Source organism: Cobetia sp. LC6 (genome assembly GCF_030264805.1).
Lineage (GTDB): Bacteria > Pseudomonadota > Gammaproteobacteria > Pseudomonadales > Halomonadaceae > Cobetia.
This window is the reverse complement of record NZ_JASSPL010000008.1, coordinates 171,893-191,005: the sequence shown is the minus strand read 5'-3', so window position 1 is coordinate 191,005 and position 19,113 is coordinate 171,893. Positions and strand designations below refer to the sequence as shown.

Sequence of the window (19,113 nt, the reverse complement as noted above, 5' to 3'; positions counted from 1 at the left end):
GCACAACGGCGAGACGCTGCCGATCAAGCCGGGCATGGTCGCCACGGTCGACATCGAGACCGGTGAGCGCAGCGTGCTCTCCTACCTGCTGAGGCCCTTCACACGACTGGAGCTGCGCTGAGCGCAGATCTGATCGTCAGATAGCGGGCGGCTGGCGCAATGCCAGCATGTCCGGCCACAACCGCGCGAAGCTGTCCTCGAGCATCGCGCGGTTGTCCGCCAGCCAAGGCGTCATGTCCGCCAGCGGATTGGCACCTGCATCCAGACCCCCCACCTTGTGCGTATGCCTCCCGCTGCGTGAATCACTTGGCTTGCGAGTATCACTTTGCTGGCGTAAACCACTCGTCTGGCGTAAGCGGCATCTGGCCGTCATGCGCTCGCCGATGCTGACAATCGTCGCGAGCGTGAACTCCAGCTCCCGATAGCGCCTGAGCGCATCGCGCACCTGAATCCACTCGACGAGGCTCGACAGACGTGACGGCACCTCCTCACGCGCCAGCAGACGATAGAGGCGCTCGATATCGTCATCGTGCATCTCGGCGGCCAGCAGGTGATCCCACATCATGTCGAAGGCTATGCCGGCGACACGTCGCGACGAAGGCGGCACCTGGGTCAACAACCAGCGTGTCTCGGGATGGGCGTCGATCACCGCGTCACAGTGGCGGTGAAAGCGGATGCCTGCCTCTATCTCCGGCGACCAGTCGCTCAGGTCACTGCCGCGCACGCCATCGGCAATCAGGTTGCCAAACAGGAAGTTATCGCTGCCCGCCAGACTCAGGCGTGCATGACCGAGAAAGTTCAAGTTGCTAGACTCCTGCTTTTGCGAATCCTGTCGCCGGTCTCATCTGGCGCGCCCTGGCTCTGCATACCCTGCTCCTGTTTCCCTACTCTACTGACTATCGAGATTCACGATGCCGTCCGCCTCCGTGCCAGTCAAAGCGCCTATCGTGCGTGATATCGTCCTGATCGGCGGTGGGCACAGCCACGTCGGCGTACTGATGCGCTTTGCCATGCAGCCAGAGCCCGGTGTCCGCCTGACCGTCATCTGTCGCGACACCGACACCCCCTACTCCGGCATGTTGCCGGGCTACGTCGCCGGTCATTATACGTTCGACGATGTGCATATCGACCTGCGCCGACTGTGTCAGTTCGCCGGCGCCCGCTTCTATCGCGATCAGGTGATCGACATCGACCGCCGTGAACGCCGCGTGATCTGCGCCGAGCGCCCGGCGGTCGACTATGATCTGCTGTCGATCAACATCGGTTCCACGCCTCGCCTGTCCCACATCGACGGTATCGGTGACCCTGAAGCCGCAGACGCCCCCGTGGTCGCGGTCAAGCCGATCAGCACCTTCCAGCAGCGCTGGCTGAGTCTGCTCGAGCGCGCCAGAAGCGCCGAGCGCCCGCTCGATATCGTGCTGGTCGGCGGCGGTGCCGGCGGGGTCGAGCTGCTGCTGGCCATCCAGCAGCGCCTCGCCGCCGAGTTGCCCGAGGCGCTCAAGCCGAACCTGACGCTGATCACCCGCGGTCAGCGTCTGTTGCCCACCCATGCGCACACGGTCAGTGAGGCACTTGCCACTACCCTGCACGAGCGTGGTATCCAGGTACATTTCGGTGAGGAGATCACGGCCGTGAAACGTGCATCCTCGACCACCCAGCGCCAGCTGATCAGTGCCAGTGGTGCCTGCCATCAGGCGGATGAGGCCATCTGGGTGACACGGGCCGGTGGCGCGCGCTGGCTGGAGAAGACCGGACTGAGCCTGGACGAGGATGGTTTCCTCAAGGTGCGCGATAGCTTGCAGACGCTTGAGGATGACGCCATCTTCGCCGCGGGCGATATCGCGCATCAGCTCAACCATCCTCGCGAGAAGGCCGGCGTGTTTGCCGTGCGTCAGGCGCGGCCGCTGGCCGACAATCTGCGAAGGGCCGTGCGCGGCGAACCACTCAAGGACCATATCCCGCAGTCGCGCTGGCTGGCGCTGATCGGCACCGGGGATCGCGACGCCATCGCCTCACGCGGCAAGCTGGGGGTGGTCGCGCCACGTCTGCGCCCGTGGCTGTGGCGCTGGAAGGACCATATCGACCGCCGGTTCATGGCACGCTTCAATGAACTGCCCAGCATGCAGGACGCCACGAATACCGGCCGCCTTCCCGGGGTGCACCAGCGCATCCGCGCTGCCTGGCAAGCGCTCAGGGGGCACGATGGCAAGCTTCATCCGCGCCTGACCGCCGAGCTGGATGAGCAGGAGGCGCATCAGGCCCTGTCCGCACTGGCGATGCGCTGCGGCGGCTGCGGCGCCAAGGTCGGCGCCAGCGTGCTGTCGCGAGCGCTGCAGAGCCTCGCCCCACGTGAGACCCCGGACGTGCTGGTCGGGCTGCATGCCCCGGATGATGCCGCCATCGTGCGCGTACCCGAAGGACAGGCGCTGGTGCACAGCGTCGACTTCTTCCGCGCCTTCATCGATGACCCCTATCTGTTCGGGCGCATCGCCGCCAATCACGCGCTGGGCGATCTCTACGCCATGGGCGCGACGCCGCACACGGCAACGGCGGTGGCCACGGTGCCACAGGGGGTCGAGCGCAAGGTCGAACCGCTGGTGCGCGAGCTGATGCAAGGTGCGACCGAGGTACTCAATGAGGCGGGCTGCAGTCTGGTCGGTGGCCACACCGGCGAAGGTCAGGAGCTGGCGCTGGGCTTCGCGCTCAATGGTCTGGTGGAGGAGAGTCTGGCCGGCGTCACCTGCAAGGGCGGCATGCAGCCGGGTGATGTGCTGCTGCTTACCAAGGCCATCGGCACCGGTACGCTATTGGCGGCGCACGCACGCCTTGAAGCCCGCGGCCGCTGGATCGACGCCGCGCTGGACAGCATGCAGCAATCTAGTCAGCGCGCGGCGGATATCCTGCGCGCGCATCAGGCGACCGCCTCCACCGATGTCACCGGCTTCGGTCTGCTCGGCCACCTGGTGGAGATGACCCGCTCCAGCGGCGTGGATGCCGAGCTTGAGATCGATGCCCTGCCGGTGCTCGACGGCGCCGAGGACTGTGTCGCCCGCGGCGTGGTCAGCTCGCTGCAACCGGCCAATCTGCGCCTCAAGCGTGCCCTGAAGGATCAGGCCAGCATCATCGATCATCCGCGCTATCCGCTGCTATTCGATCCGCAGACCGCCGGTGGCCTGCTGGCCAGTGTGCCGCCCGGGGAAGCCGAGTCCTGTCTGGCCGCGCTCAAGGCCGCCGGCTATCACGCCAGCGCCATCATCGGGCGCATCACGCCCCAAGGCGATGCACTGGCGCCGATCAGCATCAAGCGCTGAGCGCGGTTAGACGGTCACACGGCGAGCCAGCCAGTTGGCGATTAAACAACCGGCGACTCCCAGCGATGCTTCACAAGCGTTGTGACATTCAGATGCCAAGACGCCCGCCAGAGAATTCTCTGGCGGGCGTCTTGATGACTGCCGACTCATGCTCGGGGCGTCTGGCGACAAGCGTCAGACTGACCGGCTGTCTCAGGCTTCGGCTTCGCGCTTTAGCGCCTCGAAGGACTCCACGAACGCATCCATGGTCTCGGCACAGTAATCCCGCAGCCCGCTGACGACCAGCTTCTTGGAGCCACTGCCGATGCACTGCTCACCATCATGGATGCTGAACTCGAGCAGGGTATCGCCACGCTTGCCGTTGACCTCGAGCGAGGACCCCACGAAATCGAGGTGCAGGTCGGCGATATCCAGACGCTCGAAACAGAAGCCCATGCTGTCGTAGATCACCAGCGGGCGCGCCGGGTTGAACATCACGCCCTTCTCCAGCATCAACGGCTGCAGGAAGTGCGGGAAGTTACGCCCGGAGAAGGCGATGTACTGGCGGGTGAAATTGGCGACCACTTCCTCATCATGGGTGGTATCGCCGCTGCGCTCGACCGTCAGATAGACCTTGCCGGCTTCATCGCGCACCAGCAGGGACACGCCATTCTCGTCGGGGGCGTCCAGCGCTTCGAAGATCAAGGGGACATCGTTGCCGACCATGCCGCAGAAACGGATGGTCATGCACTGTGACAGACCGAACTTCGCCAGCAACAGGGAGAACAGCAGGTCACCGGGCACACAGAAGCGTCGCGCGTCCGGGTCATGAATGGGGTTGTAATCCCCCGCCATCTGCTTGGCGAAACGACTTGCCTGCTCGGCGGTGATCCGCACGCGGCCATCTTCGACCCGGTGAAACTGATCAAGAAACATGGACTGCCTTCCTGCCCTGCTTGAATGATGATCGATGGCCCATCCTGAACCATCGCGGAAATGCCTCCGAGGGGAGGAATCGCGGTCGACGCGCTGTCACGCCTGCCCACCTGTCGTGTGATGAAGCTTTCAAGACATGCAGATGAAACGATTTTACCACTGGATGACAGTCAGGTGGTGACTCGTGACAGGCTTTGCAAGAGATTGCAGCGCGACAGATGGCCATATACTGTATATAACCCCATGCTTTCGGGCAAACCGCCGCACTGCCCGCCACTTCGACAGGTCGCCATGCAAGCCGCTCCCCTCGACAATCCGCGCTACTACCTGGCCAACTTCGACACCCTGATCGACTGGGTCTGCCAGTGTCACGCCGATCTGCTGACAGAGGCGGAGCGTGCCACGGTGGACGCCATCACGCGTCTGCCGGATGCGTCGCGGGCCTTGCTGGTGCGACTGCTGATGCGCAAGGGCGATCATTTCGAGCGCTCGCAGCTGCACTATGCCGAGATCGGTGCGATCGAGGCCGCAAGCCAGCCATTGATCACACCGCTCGCCGACAGTGCCACGCCTGACGGTCTGTGCCGCCACAATGCCGATCTGACGCTGGACGAGATGCTGGCGCTGGTGACCTTGCCGCGCCTCCGCGCAGCCTTTCCCGAGCTGCACAGAAGTACGCCCAAGCGCCGCATGCATGATGCCATCAGCGAGCTGCTGGGTGACATCACGCCACGGCCACTGCCAGCGTGGTTGAACGACCCCGCCGCCGATACCTTGAGTGTCGGGCTGGGTGAGCTGTCGCGGCGCCTGAGCCTGATGTTCTTCGGCAACCTGCGCCAGAACCTGTCGGACTTCGTACTCAGCGAGCTTGGCCTGCTGCGTTGCGAGACGGTCGCCCTGTCGCCGGCCTCGCGCGCCTTCACCCATCGCTGGGAGGTGGATCGTTATCTGGCCCTGGAGCAGCTGCGTGAGGTCTGGCAGCAAGCCCGTGAGCGGCTGGGCCGCACGGCGAACGCTGAGCTTGAGCTGCACTGGCAGCGCATCGTCGCGGCGCTGGATGCGACGCCGTCTGCAGCGTCAGATGAGATCCCCACTGAGCCGTCCGCGTCTCATCAGCTCACTGACGCTCATGCCACTGACGGGCGCGCTATTGATGATCGTGCCAATGCCTGGCTGGCGCAGCGGCGCGACCGCCTGCGCTTCTCGCTGGCCCGCGACGCCGAGCGTCAGGGCTGGCATCAGGCGGCTGCCCGCCAGTACGCCTGTCTCGAGGACTCCGCGTATGCCCCGCGTGCCATGCCGCGCCGGATGAGAGCGCTGGAGCTGTCTGGCGATATCAGCACAGCCCACGGGCTGGCCAGCGAGCGATTGGCGCGCGCCGAGATCACGCTGGACGAGCAGCTGGCACTCGAACGCGCCCTGCCGCGTCTGTGTCGTGGCCTCGGATTGCCCGCGCCCAGACGCGCCAAGGCGCCGACCACGCCACAGATCACCCTCACGGTGCCCGATCTTGCCACCTCTGCGGCGGCCGGCATCCACGGCGTCGAGCGCGCGGCCGCCCATGCCTTGGCCACGCCCGAGGCACCGGTCTTCTATGTCGAGAATGGCCTGATCCCCGCGCTCTTCACCCTGCTGTGCTGGGAGGTGCTGTTCGCCCCCTTACCGGGGGCCTTCTTCCACGCCTTCCATACCGGCCCAGCGGACCTCTACCGTCCTGACTTCGTCAGCCGTCGCCAAGCCGCTTTCGAGGCCTGCTTCGCGCGCCTGAAGGAGGACAGCTACCGGACGGTGATCCGTGAACGCCATCAGCAGAAACAGGGCATTCAAGCACCCTTCGTGCACTGGGAGCTATTGAGTGAGGAACTGCTGAACCACGCACTGGACTGCATCCCGCCCGCGCATCTGGAAGCCTGTTTCCGCCACCTATTGGCCAACCCTCGCGAACATCGTGCCGGTCTGCCGGACTTGATCCAGTTCTTCCCCGAACGCAGCAGCGACCGTTATCGACTGATCGAGGTCAAGGCGCCCAATGACCGCCTGCAGGACAACCAGCGTCAATGGCTGGCCCTGTTCGCACGCCATGCGATGCCGGCGCTGGAGTGTCGAGTCGAATGGCTGAGCGCGACCGAAGCCTCGCAGGGTGAATCCTCCGAGCACAAGGTACCTCCTGCATCATGACCAAGGCAGACGAAACCCACGCTGAGCCCGGACGCTACCGGATCGCGGTGCGTGAACTGTGTGCCTTTGCCGCGCGCGAGGGCGATCTGGACCTGCGCTTCACGCCATCGCCCACTGCCCAGCAGGGCATCCGTGGTCACCAACGTGTCGTGCGCCGACGCGGAAAGGACTATGAAAGCGAGATCTCGCTCAGCGGTGACATCGGCAATCTGACCATCCGTGGGCGCGCCGATGGCTATGATCCCGGGCGCAACTGCCTCGAGGAAATCAAGACCCATCGCGGCGATCTCTCCCGTCAGCCCGCACACCATCGCGCCCTGCACTGGGCCCAGGCACGCGTCTACGGTGCCCTGATGTGTCGCAGCCGAGACCTCGAAGGCATCACGCTGGCGCTGGTCTATCTGGACATCGCGGCGGAGGCGCCCAGGGGCACCAAGGGCCCCCAAGATGAGCAGGACGAGCAGACTGGCCCCAAAAAAGGCCAGCCACATCATGATGAGCAGCGTCTGGAAGCCTGGTGGAGCCGTGAGGCGCTGGAGGCGGAGCTGGCGCGTCTGGCGGCACGCTTCAGCGAATTCGCCGCCAATGAGCTGGTCCATCGCAGTGCCCGCGACAGCGCGCTGAGCCGCCTGGCCTTTCCGTGGCCCAGTTGGCGCCCCGGCCAACGCCAGCTGGCCGAGCATGCCTACAAGGCGGTGATGACCGGCCGCGAGCTGCTGGCCGAGGCGCCGACCGGCACCGGCAAGACACTGGCGACGCTGTATCCGGCACTGCGCGCGATGCCCGCAAGCGGCACGGACAGGCTCTTCTACCTCACCGCCCGCACCCCGGGGCGCGCGTTGGCACTCGACGCGCTGGCCACCTTGGCACCAGCCGCTGATGACAGCGAGGGCCAGGAAAAGACACCGACGACACCGCTGCGCATTCTGGAACTGGGCGCGCGCAGCAAGACCTGCGAGCACCCGACCCTCGCCTGTCATGGCGAGTCATGCCCGCTGGCACGCGGGTTCTATGATCGCCTGCCCGCAGCGCGCGACGCCGCGCTCGGCGACCAACGGCCACTGAGACTGGCGACGACACGCCGCCATGCCCTGGCCCACGACATCTGCCCCTATTTTCTCGCCCAAGAACTCTCGCGCTGGGCGGATATCATCATCGGTGACCACAACCATTACTTCGACAGTCATGCACTTCTGTTCGCCCTGACCCAAGCAAATGACTGGCGCACGGTGGTACTGGTCGATGAGAGCCACAATCTCATCGAGCGCGCCCGCGGCATGTACAGCACCGAGCTCGACGCGCGCCAGTTCCACTTTCTGCTCAAGCAGTTGAGCCGCACGGGCCATCCGGCCCCGCTGCGCTCGGCCTCACGCGCGCTGGCTCGCCAATGGCGCGCGCTGGAGCAGCTCGATCAGGGTACTGACGGCGCTACACAGGCAAGCAAGGTCGATAGCAAGGACGCAGGCCACAAGGCGCAGCGCCTTGCGCTGGAGGCTCTGCCCGGCGACTTCCTCAAGGCCTTGAGCCAGTGGACCGGCGCGATGGGTGACTGGTTGGCAGAGCCTGACAAGGCCGCATCCCCTGCGGCGGTCAGGCAACAGCCAGCGAAAGCCACCGCCACACAAGCCCCCGAACAGCTGGGCCTGATCGCAAGCGATGCCTCCTCTACTGATCCGAGTGCTGACGATACAGGCACTGCAACGACAGACTCCGGCTCGCCCCCCTCCACGGCCAGGCGCCGTGTAGAACCCGATGCCGAGATGATGGAGGCCTACTTCGCGGCATTGACTCTGGCGCGACTCGCCGAAGGCTTCGGTGATCACTCGCTATTCGAGGTCGAACTCGCCGCCACGCCCCCCGCGCGGCAGGCATCACTGGCCAGCGATTCAAGCTCGAGTTCCGGCGCAGCATCGGATGCAGGAGCAGAAGCAGGAGGAGAAGCAGGAGCAGCAGCCCGGCCACGCAAGGCCCGCGGGCGCAGCGTGCGCCAGATCCAGCCGCGACTGCGCTGCGTCAGCCCGGCGCCGTGGCTGGCACCCCGCCTGTGCACCAGTCACGCCACCCTGTTGTTCTCGGCCACGCTCAATCCACCGGCCTATCACCATCGCCTGCTGGGTCTGGCGGACGATGCCGTCTGGCTGAGTGTCGACTCCCCCTTCACCGCGACCCAGGTCCAGGTCAGTCGTCACCGGATCTCGACACGCCTGCGGGATCGCGACGCCTCCTGTCGGCCGATCGCAGAGTTGATGGCGCGCCAATACCGTCAGCGCCCGGGCAACTATCTGGCCTTCTTCTCGAGCTTCGCCTATCTGGAACAGGTCGCCAGCACCCTGCAACGGCTGGCGCCGGAGATTCCTCAATGGCGCCAGACCCGCGCCATGACGGAGGCTGAGCGCACCCGCTTCATTCAGCGTTTCACGCCCGATGGCCAAGGTATCGGCTTCGCGGTACTGGGCGGCGCCTTCGGCGAAGGGATCGACCTGCCCGGTTCGCGCCTGATCGGGGCTTTTATCGCCACCCTGGGGCTGGCCGGCTTCAGTCCCGAGAATGAAGCGCTCAAGCAGCGTCTGGCCACGTGGCTCGATAACGACGCACAGCGACGCAGCCAACCGAATCAGGCTGAAGGCGACCCACACGACGATACGCGCGCACCGCGCCCGGTCATTCAGCCATTGAATGCCGATGACTGCACCTATCTGTACCCGGGGCTCACCAGAGTGGTGCAGGCTGCCGGGCGAGTGATTCGCAGCGAGCAGGATCAGGGCGTGATCCACTTGATCGATGATCGCTTCATGCGCCCGGAAGTCGCCCGGTTGCTGCCTCGCTGGTGGACACCGACGGATTGATGCGGGATGCAAGCGTGACGCCGCCACCATGCGCCGTGATGGCACAAAGCCTGCACATCAATGGAGTGTGATTGTGTGTTCATTTCGCTCTTGTCTTCGCTCTTCATTACGTTAGCCACCCGCAAGGAAGCCGCACGATGCCAGACACCGACAATGCCCTGTGGGGCGATGAGTATCCGCGTGACCTGATCGGTTATGCCGACACCCCACCGCATGCCAACTGGCCGGGTGGCGCGAAGATCGCGGTCCAGTTCGTGCTCAACTACGAGGAAGGCGGCGAGAACTGCCTGCTGCACGGCGATAGCGAGAGCGAGAAGTTTCTCTCCGAGATCATCGGTGCCGAGGCCTACCCCGCGCGGCACATGAGCATGGAGTCGATCTACGAATATGGCTCGCGCAGTGGCGTGTGGCGGATTCTGGATGAATTCAAGCGCCGGGAATTTCCGCTGACGGTCTTCGGCGTCGGCATGGCGCTGGCGCGCCACCCGGATCTGGTGGCACGTTTCCTGGAGGATGGCCACGAGATCGCCAGTCACGGCTGGCGCTGGATTCATTATCAGCACATGGATGAGGCCCATGAGCGCGCCCACCTGGAACGCGCGGTGGAAAGCTATCGCGAGCTGGTCGGCCATGCGCCGCAGGGCTGGTATACCGGACGTGACAGCCCCAATACCCGCCGACTGGTGGTGGAACACGGCGGTTTCACCTACGACAGCGATTACTACGGCGATGACCTGCCGCTGTGGATGGAGGTGACTACCGCCAATGGTGAGCAGGTGCCGCATCTCGTCGTGCCCTACACCCTGGACACCAATGACATGCGCTTCGCCAGCGCCCAGGGCTTCAACAACGGCGAGGACTTCTTCCAGTACCTGCGCGATGCCTTCGATGTGCTCTACGCCGAGGGCGACGCCGCGCCCAAGATGCTCTCCGTCGGGCTGCACTGCCGGATCGCCGGCCGGCCGGGACGCTTCGCGGCGCTGAAACGCTTCCTCGACTACGTCCAGTCGCACGACAGGGTATGGATCACGCGGCGCATCGATATCGCCGAGCACTGGCAGCGCGAGCATCCCTATACCCCCGCCAGCTGACGAACCACCCCTTCAAGCGCCAGCACCAGAAACGCCGCAGCCCTTTCGGGATGCGGCGTTTCTGTTCAACTCCAGTCAATGTCTGCAATCACACATGCAAGGCAGCGCTGGTCAGTTTTCCAACATGCAGGTCAGTTTTCCAACATGCTGGCCAGTGCCATCAGGCTCTCATCACGCCCCGGCAGGCCCAGCAATGACACGCCCCAGGGCGGGGGTGCGGCTTCCTGTGGCAGGCGTGCCGCCGAGTCGGCAAGCCACGGCAGACTCAGCTGCGGCGCACCGTTCAAGCCCGCCAGCGCGGTAAGCCCCATCAGGCGATGACGATAGGCCTCCATCACCTCAAGGCTTGCGCCCAGCAGCGGTGAGGCGCCCGGCGTGGTGGGCAACACGAAGACTGCCTCGCTGCCTTCCTGATGACTAGCCGGCTGGTTGGCCGCAAGCTGGCGGCGATACCAGCGGCGAAGGGTATCTGTCTTGGCTTCTGCTGTTTGCTCGTCGGCATCACTCAGGGTCATGCACCATTTGAGGCGCGCCGCGATATCCGGGTTGAGGCGCGGCCAGCGTGATTCGGGCCCATGCTCCGGCGTACTCAGCCATGCCTGGTGCGTGCGACGAATCTCACAGCCCTGCAGAATCCGGAAGGCTTCACTGACGTGTGCCATGAAGGTCTGACTCAGCATGCGCCGCTCGCACTGAAAGCCGAGTGATTCAAGGCGTCGGGAGAGCGGCCCGAGCAGGCGCTGATAAGGCCCCGCGGCCAGTCCTTCCGGCACCAGCAGGATGATACGAGCCGGCAGTCGAGTCGCTGTCGCCGCCGGCATCAGCACCTTACTGACCTGCGTCAGCGTCGCCAGATCCCGCGTCATCCAGCCGACGGTATCAAAGCGCGGTGCCAGCGGCTTGAGCCCAGTCACGCTGATACGACCATGGGTCGGTCGCAGCCCGTAAAGCCCGCAGTAACTGGACGGTACGCGGATGGAGCCGCCGGTATCGGTGCCCAGCCCGATCTCCGCCTCGCCACGTGCCACCGCCACCGCAGAGCCCACGCTCGAGCCACCCGGCAACCTCAGCGGCGCACGCGGATTCCCCGGCGTGCCGTAATGGGCATTGGTGCCATTGAGGCTATAGGCCAGCTCATCGGTGGTGGTGCGCGCCCGATAATCGGCCCCCGCCTGCTGAAGCGAGAGGACAGCAGGCGCCGTCTGCCACTCGATGGGGGCACTGGCCAGCAGGTCAGGGTTGCCCTGGCCGATGCGCTCGCCCTTGATCGCGAACAGATCCTTCACCACCAGTCTCTGACCATCAAGCGGCCCCTGTCCCCGCGGCCCCAAGAAACGTGCCGGCGCTACATAGATACGTTTGTCCACTGGGAGCGACTCCTTTCGGCTCATGATGTGGCCCACCGCTGCTCGCTCAAGACGCTGTGCTCATAGCACCGCGCCGAGGAAATGGCGCAGCTCTTCCGTGGCCGGATTGGCAAACAGTGTCGCGGGGTCCCCGGACTCATGCACGCGCCCCTGGTGCATGAAGATCACACGATCGCCCACATCGCGGGCGAAGTTCATCTCGTGGGTGACCAGAATCAGCGTCATGCCCTCACGCTTGAGCTGTTCCAGCACCTTGAGCACATCGCCGACCAGTTCCGGGTCCAGCGCCGAGGTGATCTCATCGCACAGCAGCACCTTGGGGTGCATCGCCAAGGCGCGCGCGATCGCCACCCGCTGCTGCTGACCACCGGAGAGCTGACTCGGCCAAGCATCGAATTTCTCCCCCAGCCCGACCTTGGCCAGCATCTCGCGAGCCTCGCGCTCCGCGACATCGCGAGCGATGCCCTTGACCAGCATCGGCGCCAGCATCACGTTCTCGCCGACGCGCTTGTGAGGAAACAGATTGAAGCTCTGGAACACCATGCCGACATCCTGCGCCAGGGCGGCGGCGTCCATCTCGCTACCGTCCAGCAGCTTGCCGGCGACATGGATGGCGCCGCCGTCATGCTGTTCGAGCTGATTGATACAGCGCAGCAAGGTGCTCTTGCCGGAACCACTGCGCCCGATGATCGACACCACTTCCCCCGGACGCACCTCGAGATCGATGCCCTTGAGGACCGCCACGTCACCGAAGGACTTGGTCAGCGCCGAAAGGCTGACCAGCGGTGCCTTTACCTTCTCGGAAACGTGAGCGCTCTCGGTGACAGTGGTCTTCGAGGAGACAGCGGCGTCGGATGAGGCGCTATCCAGCGCAGAAACTTCAGCGAGCAGTGACATTGAGACGTGCCTCCAGATGGCGAGCCAGCCGCGACAGCGGATAGCACATGGCGAAATACAGCAACGCGACCAGCGCGAAGACAGTGAAAGGTTCCAGGGTGGCGTTGTTGAGCATGGTGCCGGCCTTGGTCAGCTCGACGAAGCCGATCACCGAGGCAAGCGCAGTGCCCTTGATGATCTGAACCGAGAAGCCGACGGTCGGCGCGATGGCCATACGCAGTGCCTGCGGCAGGATGATGTGGCGCATGGTCTTCAGGTAGCCGAGCCCCAGCACCCGCGCCCCTTCCCACTGCCCTTTGGGCACCGCCTCGACACAGCCGCGCCAGATGTCGTGCAGGAAGGCACTGCTGAACAGCGTCAGCGCCACGGCCGCCGCCGTCCAAGCCGAGACATCCAGCCCGAAGACCGCCACGCCGAAGAAGGCCAGGAACAGCTGCATCAACAGCGGCGTGCCCTGGAACAGCTCGGTATAGAGACGACAGAAGAGCGCCGCCCCCGGCCAGCGGTTCAGGCGCAGAAAGGTCAGCGCCAGCCCCACCAGACTCCCGCCGATGAAGGCGATCAGGGACAGCGCCAGTGTCCAGCGCGCCGCCAGCAACAGGTTGCGCAGAATGTCCCACAGTGTGAAGTCGATCATGAGTGGGCCTCTTTCAGGACATGGGAAGACAGACGGCTACGCGGGGCCGGCGTCAGGTGGCGAAAGCCGAACAGGCGACGCCCGATGCGGTTGAGCAAGGCACGCATCGCAATAGCCAGCAGCAGGTACATGCCCGCCGTCACCACGTAGCTCTCGAAGCTCAGGAAGGTACGTGACTGGATGAAGTTGGCCGCGAAGGTCAGGTCCGCCACGCTGATCTGGGAGACCACGGCGGAGCCCAGCATCACGATCACGCACTGGCTGGTCAACGCCGGATACATGCGTTCCAGCGCCGGCATCAGCACCACATGGCGATAGCTCTGCCAGCGGGTAAGACCCAGTGCTCGCCCGGCTTCCCACTGGCCGCGACCGGTGGCATCGACCCCGGCACGCAGGATTTCACTGCTGTAGGCCGCCAGATTGAGTGTCATCGCGATCACCGCGGCCATCTCGGCACTGAGTGACAGCCCCAGCGCCGGCAGACCGAAGAAGATGAAGAACAGCTGGACGATGAAGGGCGTGTTGCGCAGCAGCTCCACCAGCATGCCCAGCAGCCGGCTGAAAGCGCTGGCCGGCGCACGATGGCGCTGCCAGACACACATCACCGCACCGAGTATCCCCAGCGTGGTGGTCAGCGCCGTCAGCCAGACCGTCGTCATCAGCCCAGCCATCAGGTCGGGTAGATACTGCAACAGGCGCGGAAAATCCGGGAGATAGTTCATTGATCAAGCCTCACGGGCAAAGGGATCAGACGTGTGACGTCTCGATTCAGGCATCCAGTGACGGCAGCGGCGCCTTGAACCAGGTCTCGGAGAGCGTGTTGAGCGTGCCATCCTCGATTCCCTGGGCGATCAGCTCATTCACGCGCGCCTTGAGCTCCGGCGTGTCATGACGCATGCCCACATAGCAGGGAGAGTTCTTGAGCGGCAGCACGCTGACCGGCACGCGGGCAGGATTGCGTTCGGCGATGGCGGCGGTGACGAGATTGCCGGTGGCGATCATCTCGACCTGGCCTGACAGGAAGGCCGACAAGGTCGTGTTGTTGTCTTCGAAGCGCTTCACGGTGGTCGATTCCGGTGCCACCTTGCTGAGCTCCATGTCTTCCACCGAGCCACGTGTCACGCCGATGGTCTTCTCGCTCAGTCCTTGCGCGGAGTCCACCTCACTGCCCTTCTCACCGAACACGCCGAGGAAGAACGGCGCATAGGCATCAGAGAAATCGATGGCCTTCTCACGCTCCGGGTTCTTGCCCAGGCTCGAGATCACCAGATCAACCTTGCGGGTCTGCAGATAAGGGATGCGATTGGCCGAGGTGACCGGCACCAGCTCAAGCTTCACGTCCATCTCGTCTGCCAGATAGCGCGCCATGTCGATATCGTAGCCACGCGGCTTGAGGTCCGGGCCGACCGAGCCGAAGGGCGGGAAGTCCTGGGGCACCGCCACTTTCAGTACCCCGCTATCTTTAATGTCACTCAGTGCATCCGCGTGTGCGCTCAGGGCGGTGGACGCCAACGTGCCCCACAGGGCCAGCAATATTCCCTTGCGGACCCAGTTGCCAAGACGCTGCTTGTTGCCTGTCCGTGCGGCGTGCTGCTGGGCCTTGCTCTCGTGACGCTTGCTCATCGGTCGACTCCGGTATCCGTCAATGCCAGGCGCTGGTGCGAGAACGGCTCGTCGTGCACCTGGTGCCTTGCGGCAGTGAATTGTTGTTGGTTGTTGATCGTCCCGCCGTGCTGCTTGCCGAGTGTCTCGCCGAGTCAGATCCAGTGACTCCCTGCCCCATTCGTCTTCAGAACCTGACCAATGAAACAAGTGATTCCCTTATCAATCTTTGCAACAGGTGTGCCAAAGGCTTCTGCCAGGTGCTCAATAAGGTGATCGAGTTGCAGGCAGCGCAGAGTCACCTGCGGCTCACACGCCCGAGCAGGGGCTTGAGAACGCGCTTGAGCACAGGCATGCAAGCCAAGTAGCGAATGGAAAGGAGAAGGAGCGACACATGCCTGCGGGAGATGAAATCGCGGATGACGCCCTCACCGGGCGACGAGTTCAGGGCGCCGACACCAGCGACATGGCAGCAGATGGTGCAGTCAGGGAGGCATATGCGCCCTGCAGGTGCGCAGAGCGCGGCGAGTCGAATCGGGCCGCCACACAGATCACAAGCAAGGCTGGCGGCCCAAAGGGAGGAAGAGAGGGAGAAAGGAAAGGCAGGAGCACTTCAGGATGGACGATCAGCCGTCGCCCAGCTCCTCCAACGCCTCGAAGGTATCGGTCACGCGGCGAATCTGGCTGCGCCCGCCGACGAGGTCGTCATGCAGCAGGCGCGTGGCCAACAGATTGATCTGGCTCATGGCTGCGGCGTAGCTGTCGAAGGCGCTGACGCTGTCCAACGGGCAGCGCAGGACATGCTCAATACCGGCGGGGATGGTGCTCAGGCTGTCATCACAGACCAGCAGCACCGTGCACGGTGCCTGCCCCAGCCATTCAAGCAATCGCGCCAAGCCCTGCGGGCGCCGGCGCATGGCGAATACCACCACGGCATCATCGGCGCCCAGACGTGCGACCTCCTCGCCGAGTGATTGGCCGGGTTGCGGCAACACCGCCACCTGCGCGCGCAGTTGCAGCAACTGTTGGCGCAGGTGCAGCGCCAGCGGATAGGCATTGCGAAAGCCGATGATCTGCAGCCGCTCGGCCTTGGCCAGAGCGCTGCTCAAGGCCGCCATGTCGAGCATGTCCAGCGCCGCCAGCGCCTGACGCAGGTTGCGACACTCCTGCTCATAGTGACGCTGGTGATGGTCTGCCGTCGGCGCTGCTGCCACTGGGACACCCGATTGACGCAGACTGCGCGCCTGGTCCCGCGCTTCACGGAAGTCCTGATAGCCGAGGCGGCGGAATAGGCGGCTGACCGTCGCCTTGGAGACGTCGGTCAGACGTGACAGTTCCGCGGCGTTGTATAGCGCCAGTTCATCCTGATGCGCGAGCAGGAAGCGCGCGATGCGCTGCTCATTCGGGGTGAGCTCCTCAAGCGAACGGGTCAGACGCTGGTGCAGACTCAGGCTCTTGTTGCCCTGTCTTGCGGCATGGCGAGTGCGGCTGACAGCGAGACTGACAGTGGCATCGGCAACAGGGGCAGGCGCTTCCCCCTCCGGGTGCGCTGCCCGCGACTCGCCGGACACGTCATCCTCGGGGGGCGCGCTGTGATCCATGGGCGCTCGTGGCATGAAGACACACTCCTGAAAAGATTCTGCGTGAGCGCAGAGCAATGATTGCCTCAACGATTGCTTCAAGACAGTGCAAAGCCTGGGCCAGGCGCTGACTGACAGTGCATAGACGAAAGGCGCAACCCTCGAGACAAGCCCTTTTTCCTCATCTCAAGCGCCTGTGACGCCCTCAAGCGCTGCGCGACGCCAACCATCCACACCGCGCGACAGACACAAGCGACTGTTTTTACTGTTCATCACATCAATCCGGCATGCAAGCCGCTTGATCAAGACTAGCCAGCCGACAGGTCATGCACCGTGCAGCAACGCCAACGACCCTTGCCGGACTGCAATATTCCCGATAAAGCGCTCGCGATGCGCAAGGAGCATTCTCATGGCCAACTCAACGATGACTGCCCTCCTCGATACCTGCCGAGCCATGACAGCCAAGGTCACGACACAGACTTTTACCCTCTTGCCGAGCTCTAGCGGCGCCACACAGGGTGTCGCAAGTCCCCAGTCCACTCAATTGCTGGGCGTGATGGCGATGGGCTACGAGGCACCGCCGCTGTGCCTGAAGGCAACGGCGGCCCCCACGACGCCTTCACCAGCCCACGACACGCGCAGCCAGGCTGAGATTGCCGCCTCGGCCATGGCGGCCCAGGACTCAGCCGAGACATACACTCCGACTTCGACCTCGACAGCATCGCCCATCGCGCAGCAGAAAGCCGTCTTCAACCCGGACATCAACCACAAGGCTCACGCTGACTGGGAGGCGATGCACCGTCACCACACCCTGCTGCGTCAGACCATGACGCGTCGAGGAATGCTGGCATGAGCGTCTATACCATCGGCATGGAATGCGGCATGCACATACCGCTGGAGAACAGCATCGCTCTCGCCCCGGCGCCCCGAATCAAGCTGGAACTGACCGCCGGCCAGCACGCTGGCGAGTACCTGAGCATGATGTCTGGGGCCATCCAGTCGCTGACGGATAACGACGGGACATTGCTGAAAAGCCTGGAGGCGCAGCTACCGCACCGCAGCCTGATCTGGACGGCACGCGGGATCACCGAAGTCGGGCGTGGCTGGCGCTGGCAGTCATCGCCCGGCCACCCCCAGGCACCCTGGCTGGACGCCGTGCATCACAGCTGGCCGAGTCATGCGCCGCGCTGGCTGCGCAAGGCGCCAGTGGTGGTTGTCTCCGCCGATGCGCTGCCGCTGGCCAACCGCACCCGCCACCAACGTGACCTCGCCCGGCTGTGGGCAAGCGCCGATGCCGCGCTGATCTATCTGGCCGACGATGCCCGCGATGGCTGGCAGATGCATCAACACTGTGACGTCTCCCAATTGGAGAAAGCCGAGTTGTCGGGGGCCAAGCAGGAGGAAGAAGCCGTACTGGATCGCGATCCCGGTATGCCCTTGGAGATGGCAAGCTGAGCGCCTGATGGCCTTTTCCTTCGCACTTTCCAGAACGACACACGAACGACTCAAGAACCAAAAAACCAAGAACCAAAAGCCCGCCCCGGAATCCGGGGCGGGCTTTTTGATGTGCGGCGAGGCACTGACAACAGGCAACATGCGCCTGACAGAGCGCTGAATGTGCCGGCTCAAGCGCTCAGCCGCTTAACCGCTCACGTCACTCATGCCGCTCATGGCTGTCGCGGGCACAGACCATCACATAGCGTACTGGCCACGAAATCCGCCAGCTGCTCCCAGTCTTCATCGGTCTGCGGCGCTCCCCCCAACTGATCGATCTGGGCGGCGAAATCCGCGTAATGCTGAGTGGTGGACCAGATGAGGTAGATCACCCACATCGGCTCCGCCTCGCGCAGCTTGCCCGCGGCCATCCAGGCCTTCATGACATCACAGCGCGCCTGCACCCAGTCACGCAGGTCGCCACTGAGATAGTCGCGCAGGAAAGGCGCCCCGCTGATCACTTCCGCCGCGAACAGGCGCGAGGCCTGCGGTGCCTGGCGTGCCAGCTTCAGCTTGACGCGCACCAGCGCTTCCAGCACCTCACGCGGCTCATCATCAGGCGAGATATCCTCGAGCGAGGCATTCCAGCGCGTCAGGGTCTGCTCCAGCAGGTGGACGTAAAGCTTTTCCTTGGAGCCGAAGTAATAGAGCAGATTGGCCTTGGGCAACTCGGCCACTTCCGCAATCTGCTTCAAGGTGCTGCCGCGATAACCGTGACAGGCAAATACGCATTCGGCGGCCTCGAGAATGCGGCTCTCAGCTTGCTCACGCGGAGAACTGGCGGGTGGCGCGCTCAATTCCGCACTACGGGTACGACGGACTTCAGCGTAAAGGGAAGAAGGAGAATCCGCGGGCATCGGCATCACTCATCAGGTCAGAAAAAAGCATTCGAGTCTCTTGGCGACAGCCCCCTGTCGGTCTCGCCTGTCAGCGGCGATGTGCGCAAACAGGAGGCTCTGGTCAAGCGACTGACACGTGGCGTTGGAACAGCAGTGAAAACAGCCCGTTGAGACACCGGTGAACAAAATACCACAACATGCACTGACCATTTGGTCAGATTCTTGCAGGAATCACAATACGACCTGTTACATTGATAGAGACAACAGCCTGCAGACCGACGCTCGCCGCCTGGCTAGAACAGGCCCGCTGGCAAGACAGACCAAGTCCGCGACCATGGCAGGACCAGGACTTGAGC

15 protein-coding genes are annotated in these 19,113 nt (G+C 64.0%); 6 read left to right on the top strand and 9 right to left on the bottom strand.

Features of this window, described 5'->3' with window-relative positions:
• Positions 1 to 136 precede the first annotated feature (136 nt).
• Entirely contained in the window at positions 137 to 802 is a 666-nt protein-coding gene (locus QQF40_RS11385) for an ACP phosphodiesterase (protein ID WP_285461402.1), read from the bottom strand.
• A gap of 145 nt (positions 803 to 947) precedes the next feature.
• Between QQF40_RS11385 and selD the strand changes: the two genes are divergently transcribed.
• Positions 948 to 3,311, top strand: coding sequence for a selenide, water dikinase SelD (selD, locus tag QQF40_RS11380; RefSeq protein ID WP_285461401.1), 2,364 nt, complete (start codon positions 948 to 950; stop codon positions 3,309 to 3,311).
• 192 nt (positions 3,312 to 3,503) lie between these two features.
• Here selD and QQF40_RS11375 read toward each other — a convergent pair whose 3' ends face one another.
• Positions 3,504 to 4,226 (bottom strand): DUF3581 family protein, encoded by a 723-nt coding sequence (locus QQF40_RS11375; RefSeq protein WP_054556084.1) that lies wholly within the window; start codon positions 4,224 to 4,226, stop codon positions 3,504 to 3,506.
• A 291-nt stretch (positions 4,227 to 4,517) separates the two neighbouring features.
• Here QQF40_RS11375 and QQF40_RS11370 point away from each other — a divergent pair, with 291 nt between their 5' ends.
• From QQF40_RS11370 to puuE, 3 genes are all read left to right on the top strand, one after another.
• Positions 4,518 to 6,404 (top strand): VRR-NUC domain-containing protein, encoded by a 1,887-nt coding sequence (locus QQF40_RS11370; RefSeq protein WP_285461400.1) that lies wholly within the window; start codon positions 4,518 to 4,520, stop codon positions 6,402 to 6,404.
• The gene (locus QQF40_RS11365; protein ID WP_285461399.1) at positions 6,401 to 9,250 is read left to right on the top strand and encodes a helicase C-terminal domain-containing protein; all 2,850 of its coding nucleotides are present in this window, start codon (positions 6,401 to 6,403) and stop codon (positions 9,248 to 9,250) included. Before QQF40_RS11370 ends, QQF40_RS11365 begins: the two co-directional genes overlap by 4 nt.
• A gap of 137 nt (positions 9,251 to 9,387) precedes the next feature.
• A complete protein-coding gene (gene puuE, locus QQF40_RS11360) occupies positions 9,388 to 10,341 on the top strand; it encodes an allantoinase PuuE (RefSeq protein WP_285461398.1) in 954 nt (317 codons plus the stop codon).
• Between the two features lie 131 nt (positions 10,342 to 10,472).
• On the opposite strand, the gene QQF40_RS11355 is transcribed toward puuE, so the two are convergent.
• The 6 genes from QQF40_RS11355 to QQF40_RS11330 all read right to left on the bottom strand — a co-directional run bounded on the left by QQF40_RS11355 (position 10,473) and on the right by QQF40_RS11330 (position 16,460).
• Positions 10,473 to 11,708, bottom strand: coding sequence for an amidase family protein (locus QQF40_RS11355; RefSeq protein ID WP_285461397.1), 1,236 nt, complete (start codon positions 11,706 to 11,708; stop codon positions 10,473 to 10,475).
• A 60-nt stretch (positions 11,709 to 11,768) separates the two neighbouring features.
• On the bottom strand, positions 11,769 to 12,605 hold the full coding sequence (locus tag QQF40_RS11350; RefSeq protein ID WP_285461396.1) for an amino acid ABC transporter ATP-binding protein: 837 nt from the start codon (positions 12,603 to 12,605) through the stop codon (positions 11,769 to 11,771).
• Positions 12,589 to 13,242, bottom strand: coding sequence for an amino acid ABC transporter permease (locus QQF40_RS11345; protein WP_285461395.1), 654 nt, complete (start codon positions 13,240 to 13,242; stop codon positions 12,589 to 12,591). Before QQF40_RS11345 ends, QQF40_RS11350 begins: the two co-directional genes overlap by 17 nt.
• Complete coding sequence (locus QQF40_RS11340) at positions 13,239 to 13,964, bottom strand: amino acid ABC transporter permease (RefSeq protein WP_285461394.1); 726 nt, start codon at positions 13,962 to 13,964, stop codon at positions 13,239 to 13,241. Before QQF40_RS11340 ends, QQF40_RS11345 begins: the two co-directional genes overlap by 4 nt.
• Positions 13,965 to 14,010: 46 nt before the next feature.
• Positions 14,011 to 14,865: a transporter substrate-binding domain-containing protein gene (locus tag QQF40_RS11335; RefSeq protein ID WP_285461392.1), complete on the bottom strand. Its 855-nt coding sequence runs from the start codon at positions 14,863 to 14,865 to the stop codon at positions 14,011 to 14,013.
• A gap of 605 nt (positions 14,866 to 15,470) precedes the next feature.
• Complete coding sequence (locus tag QQF40_RS11330; RefSeq protein ID WP_285461391.1) at positions 15,471 to 16,460, bottom strand: MurR/RpiR family transcriptional regulator; 990 nt, start codon at positions 16,458 to 16,460, stop codon at positions 15,471 to 15,473.
• A gap of 373 nt (positions 16,461 to 16,833) precedes the next feature.
• Here QQF40_RS11330 and QQF40_RS11325 point away from each other — a divergent pair, with 373 nt between their 5' ends.
• Positions 16,834 to 17,277 (top strand): hypothetical protein, encoded by a 444-nt coding sequence (locus tag QQF40_RS11325; RefSeq protein ID WP_285461390.1) that lies wholly within the window; start codon positions 16,834 to 16,836, stop codon positions 17,275 to 17,277.
• The gene (locus tag QQF40_RS11320) at positions 17,274 to 17,879 is read left to right on the top strand and encodes a hypothetical protein (protein ID WP_285461389.1); all 606 of its coding nucleotides are present in this window, start codon (positions 17,274 to 17,276) and stop codon (positions 17,877 to 17,879) included. The genes QQF40_RS11325 and QQF40_RS11320 overlap by 4 nt, the downstream gene beginning before the upstream one ends.
• A gap of 212 nt (positions 17,880 to 18,091) precedes the next feature.
• Here QQF40_RS11320 and QQF40_RS11315 read toward each other — a convergent pair whose 3' ends face one another.
• Entirely contained in the window at positions 18,092 to 18,775 is a 684-nt protein-coding gene (locus QQF40_RS11315; protein WP_285461388.1) for a TetR family transcriptional regulator C-terminal domain-containing protein, read from the bottom strand.
• Between the last annotated feature and the right edge of the window lie 338 nt (positions 18,776 to 19,113).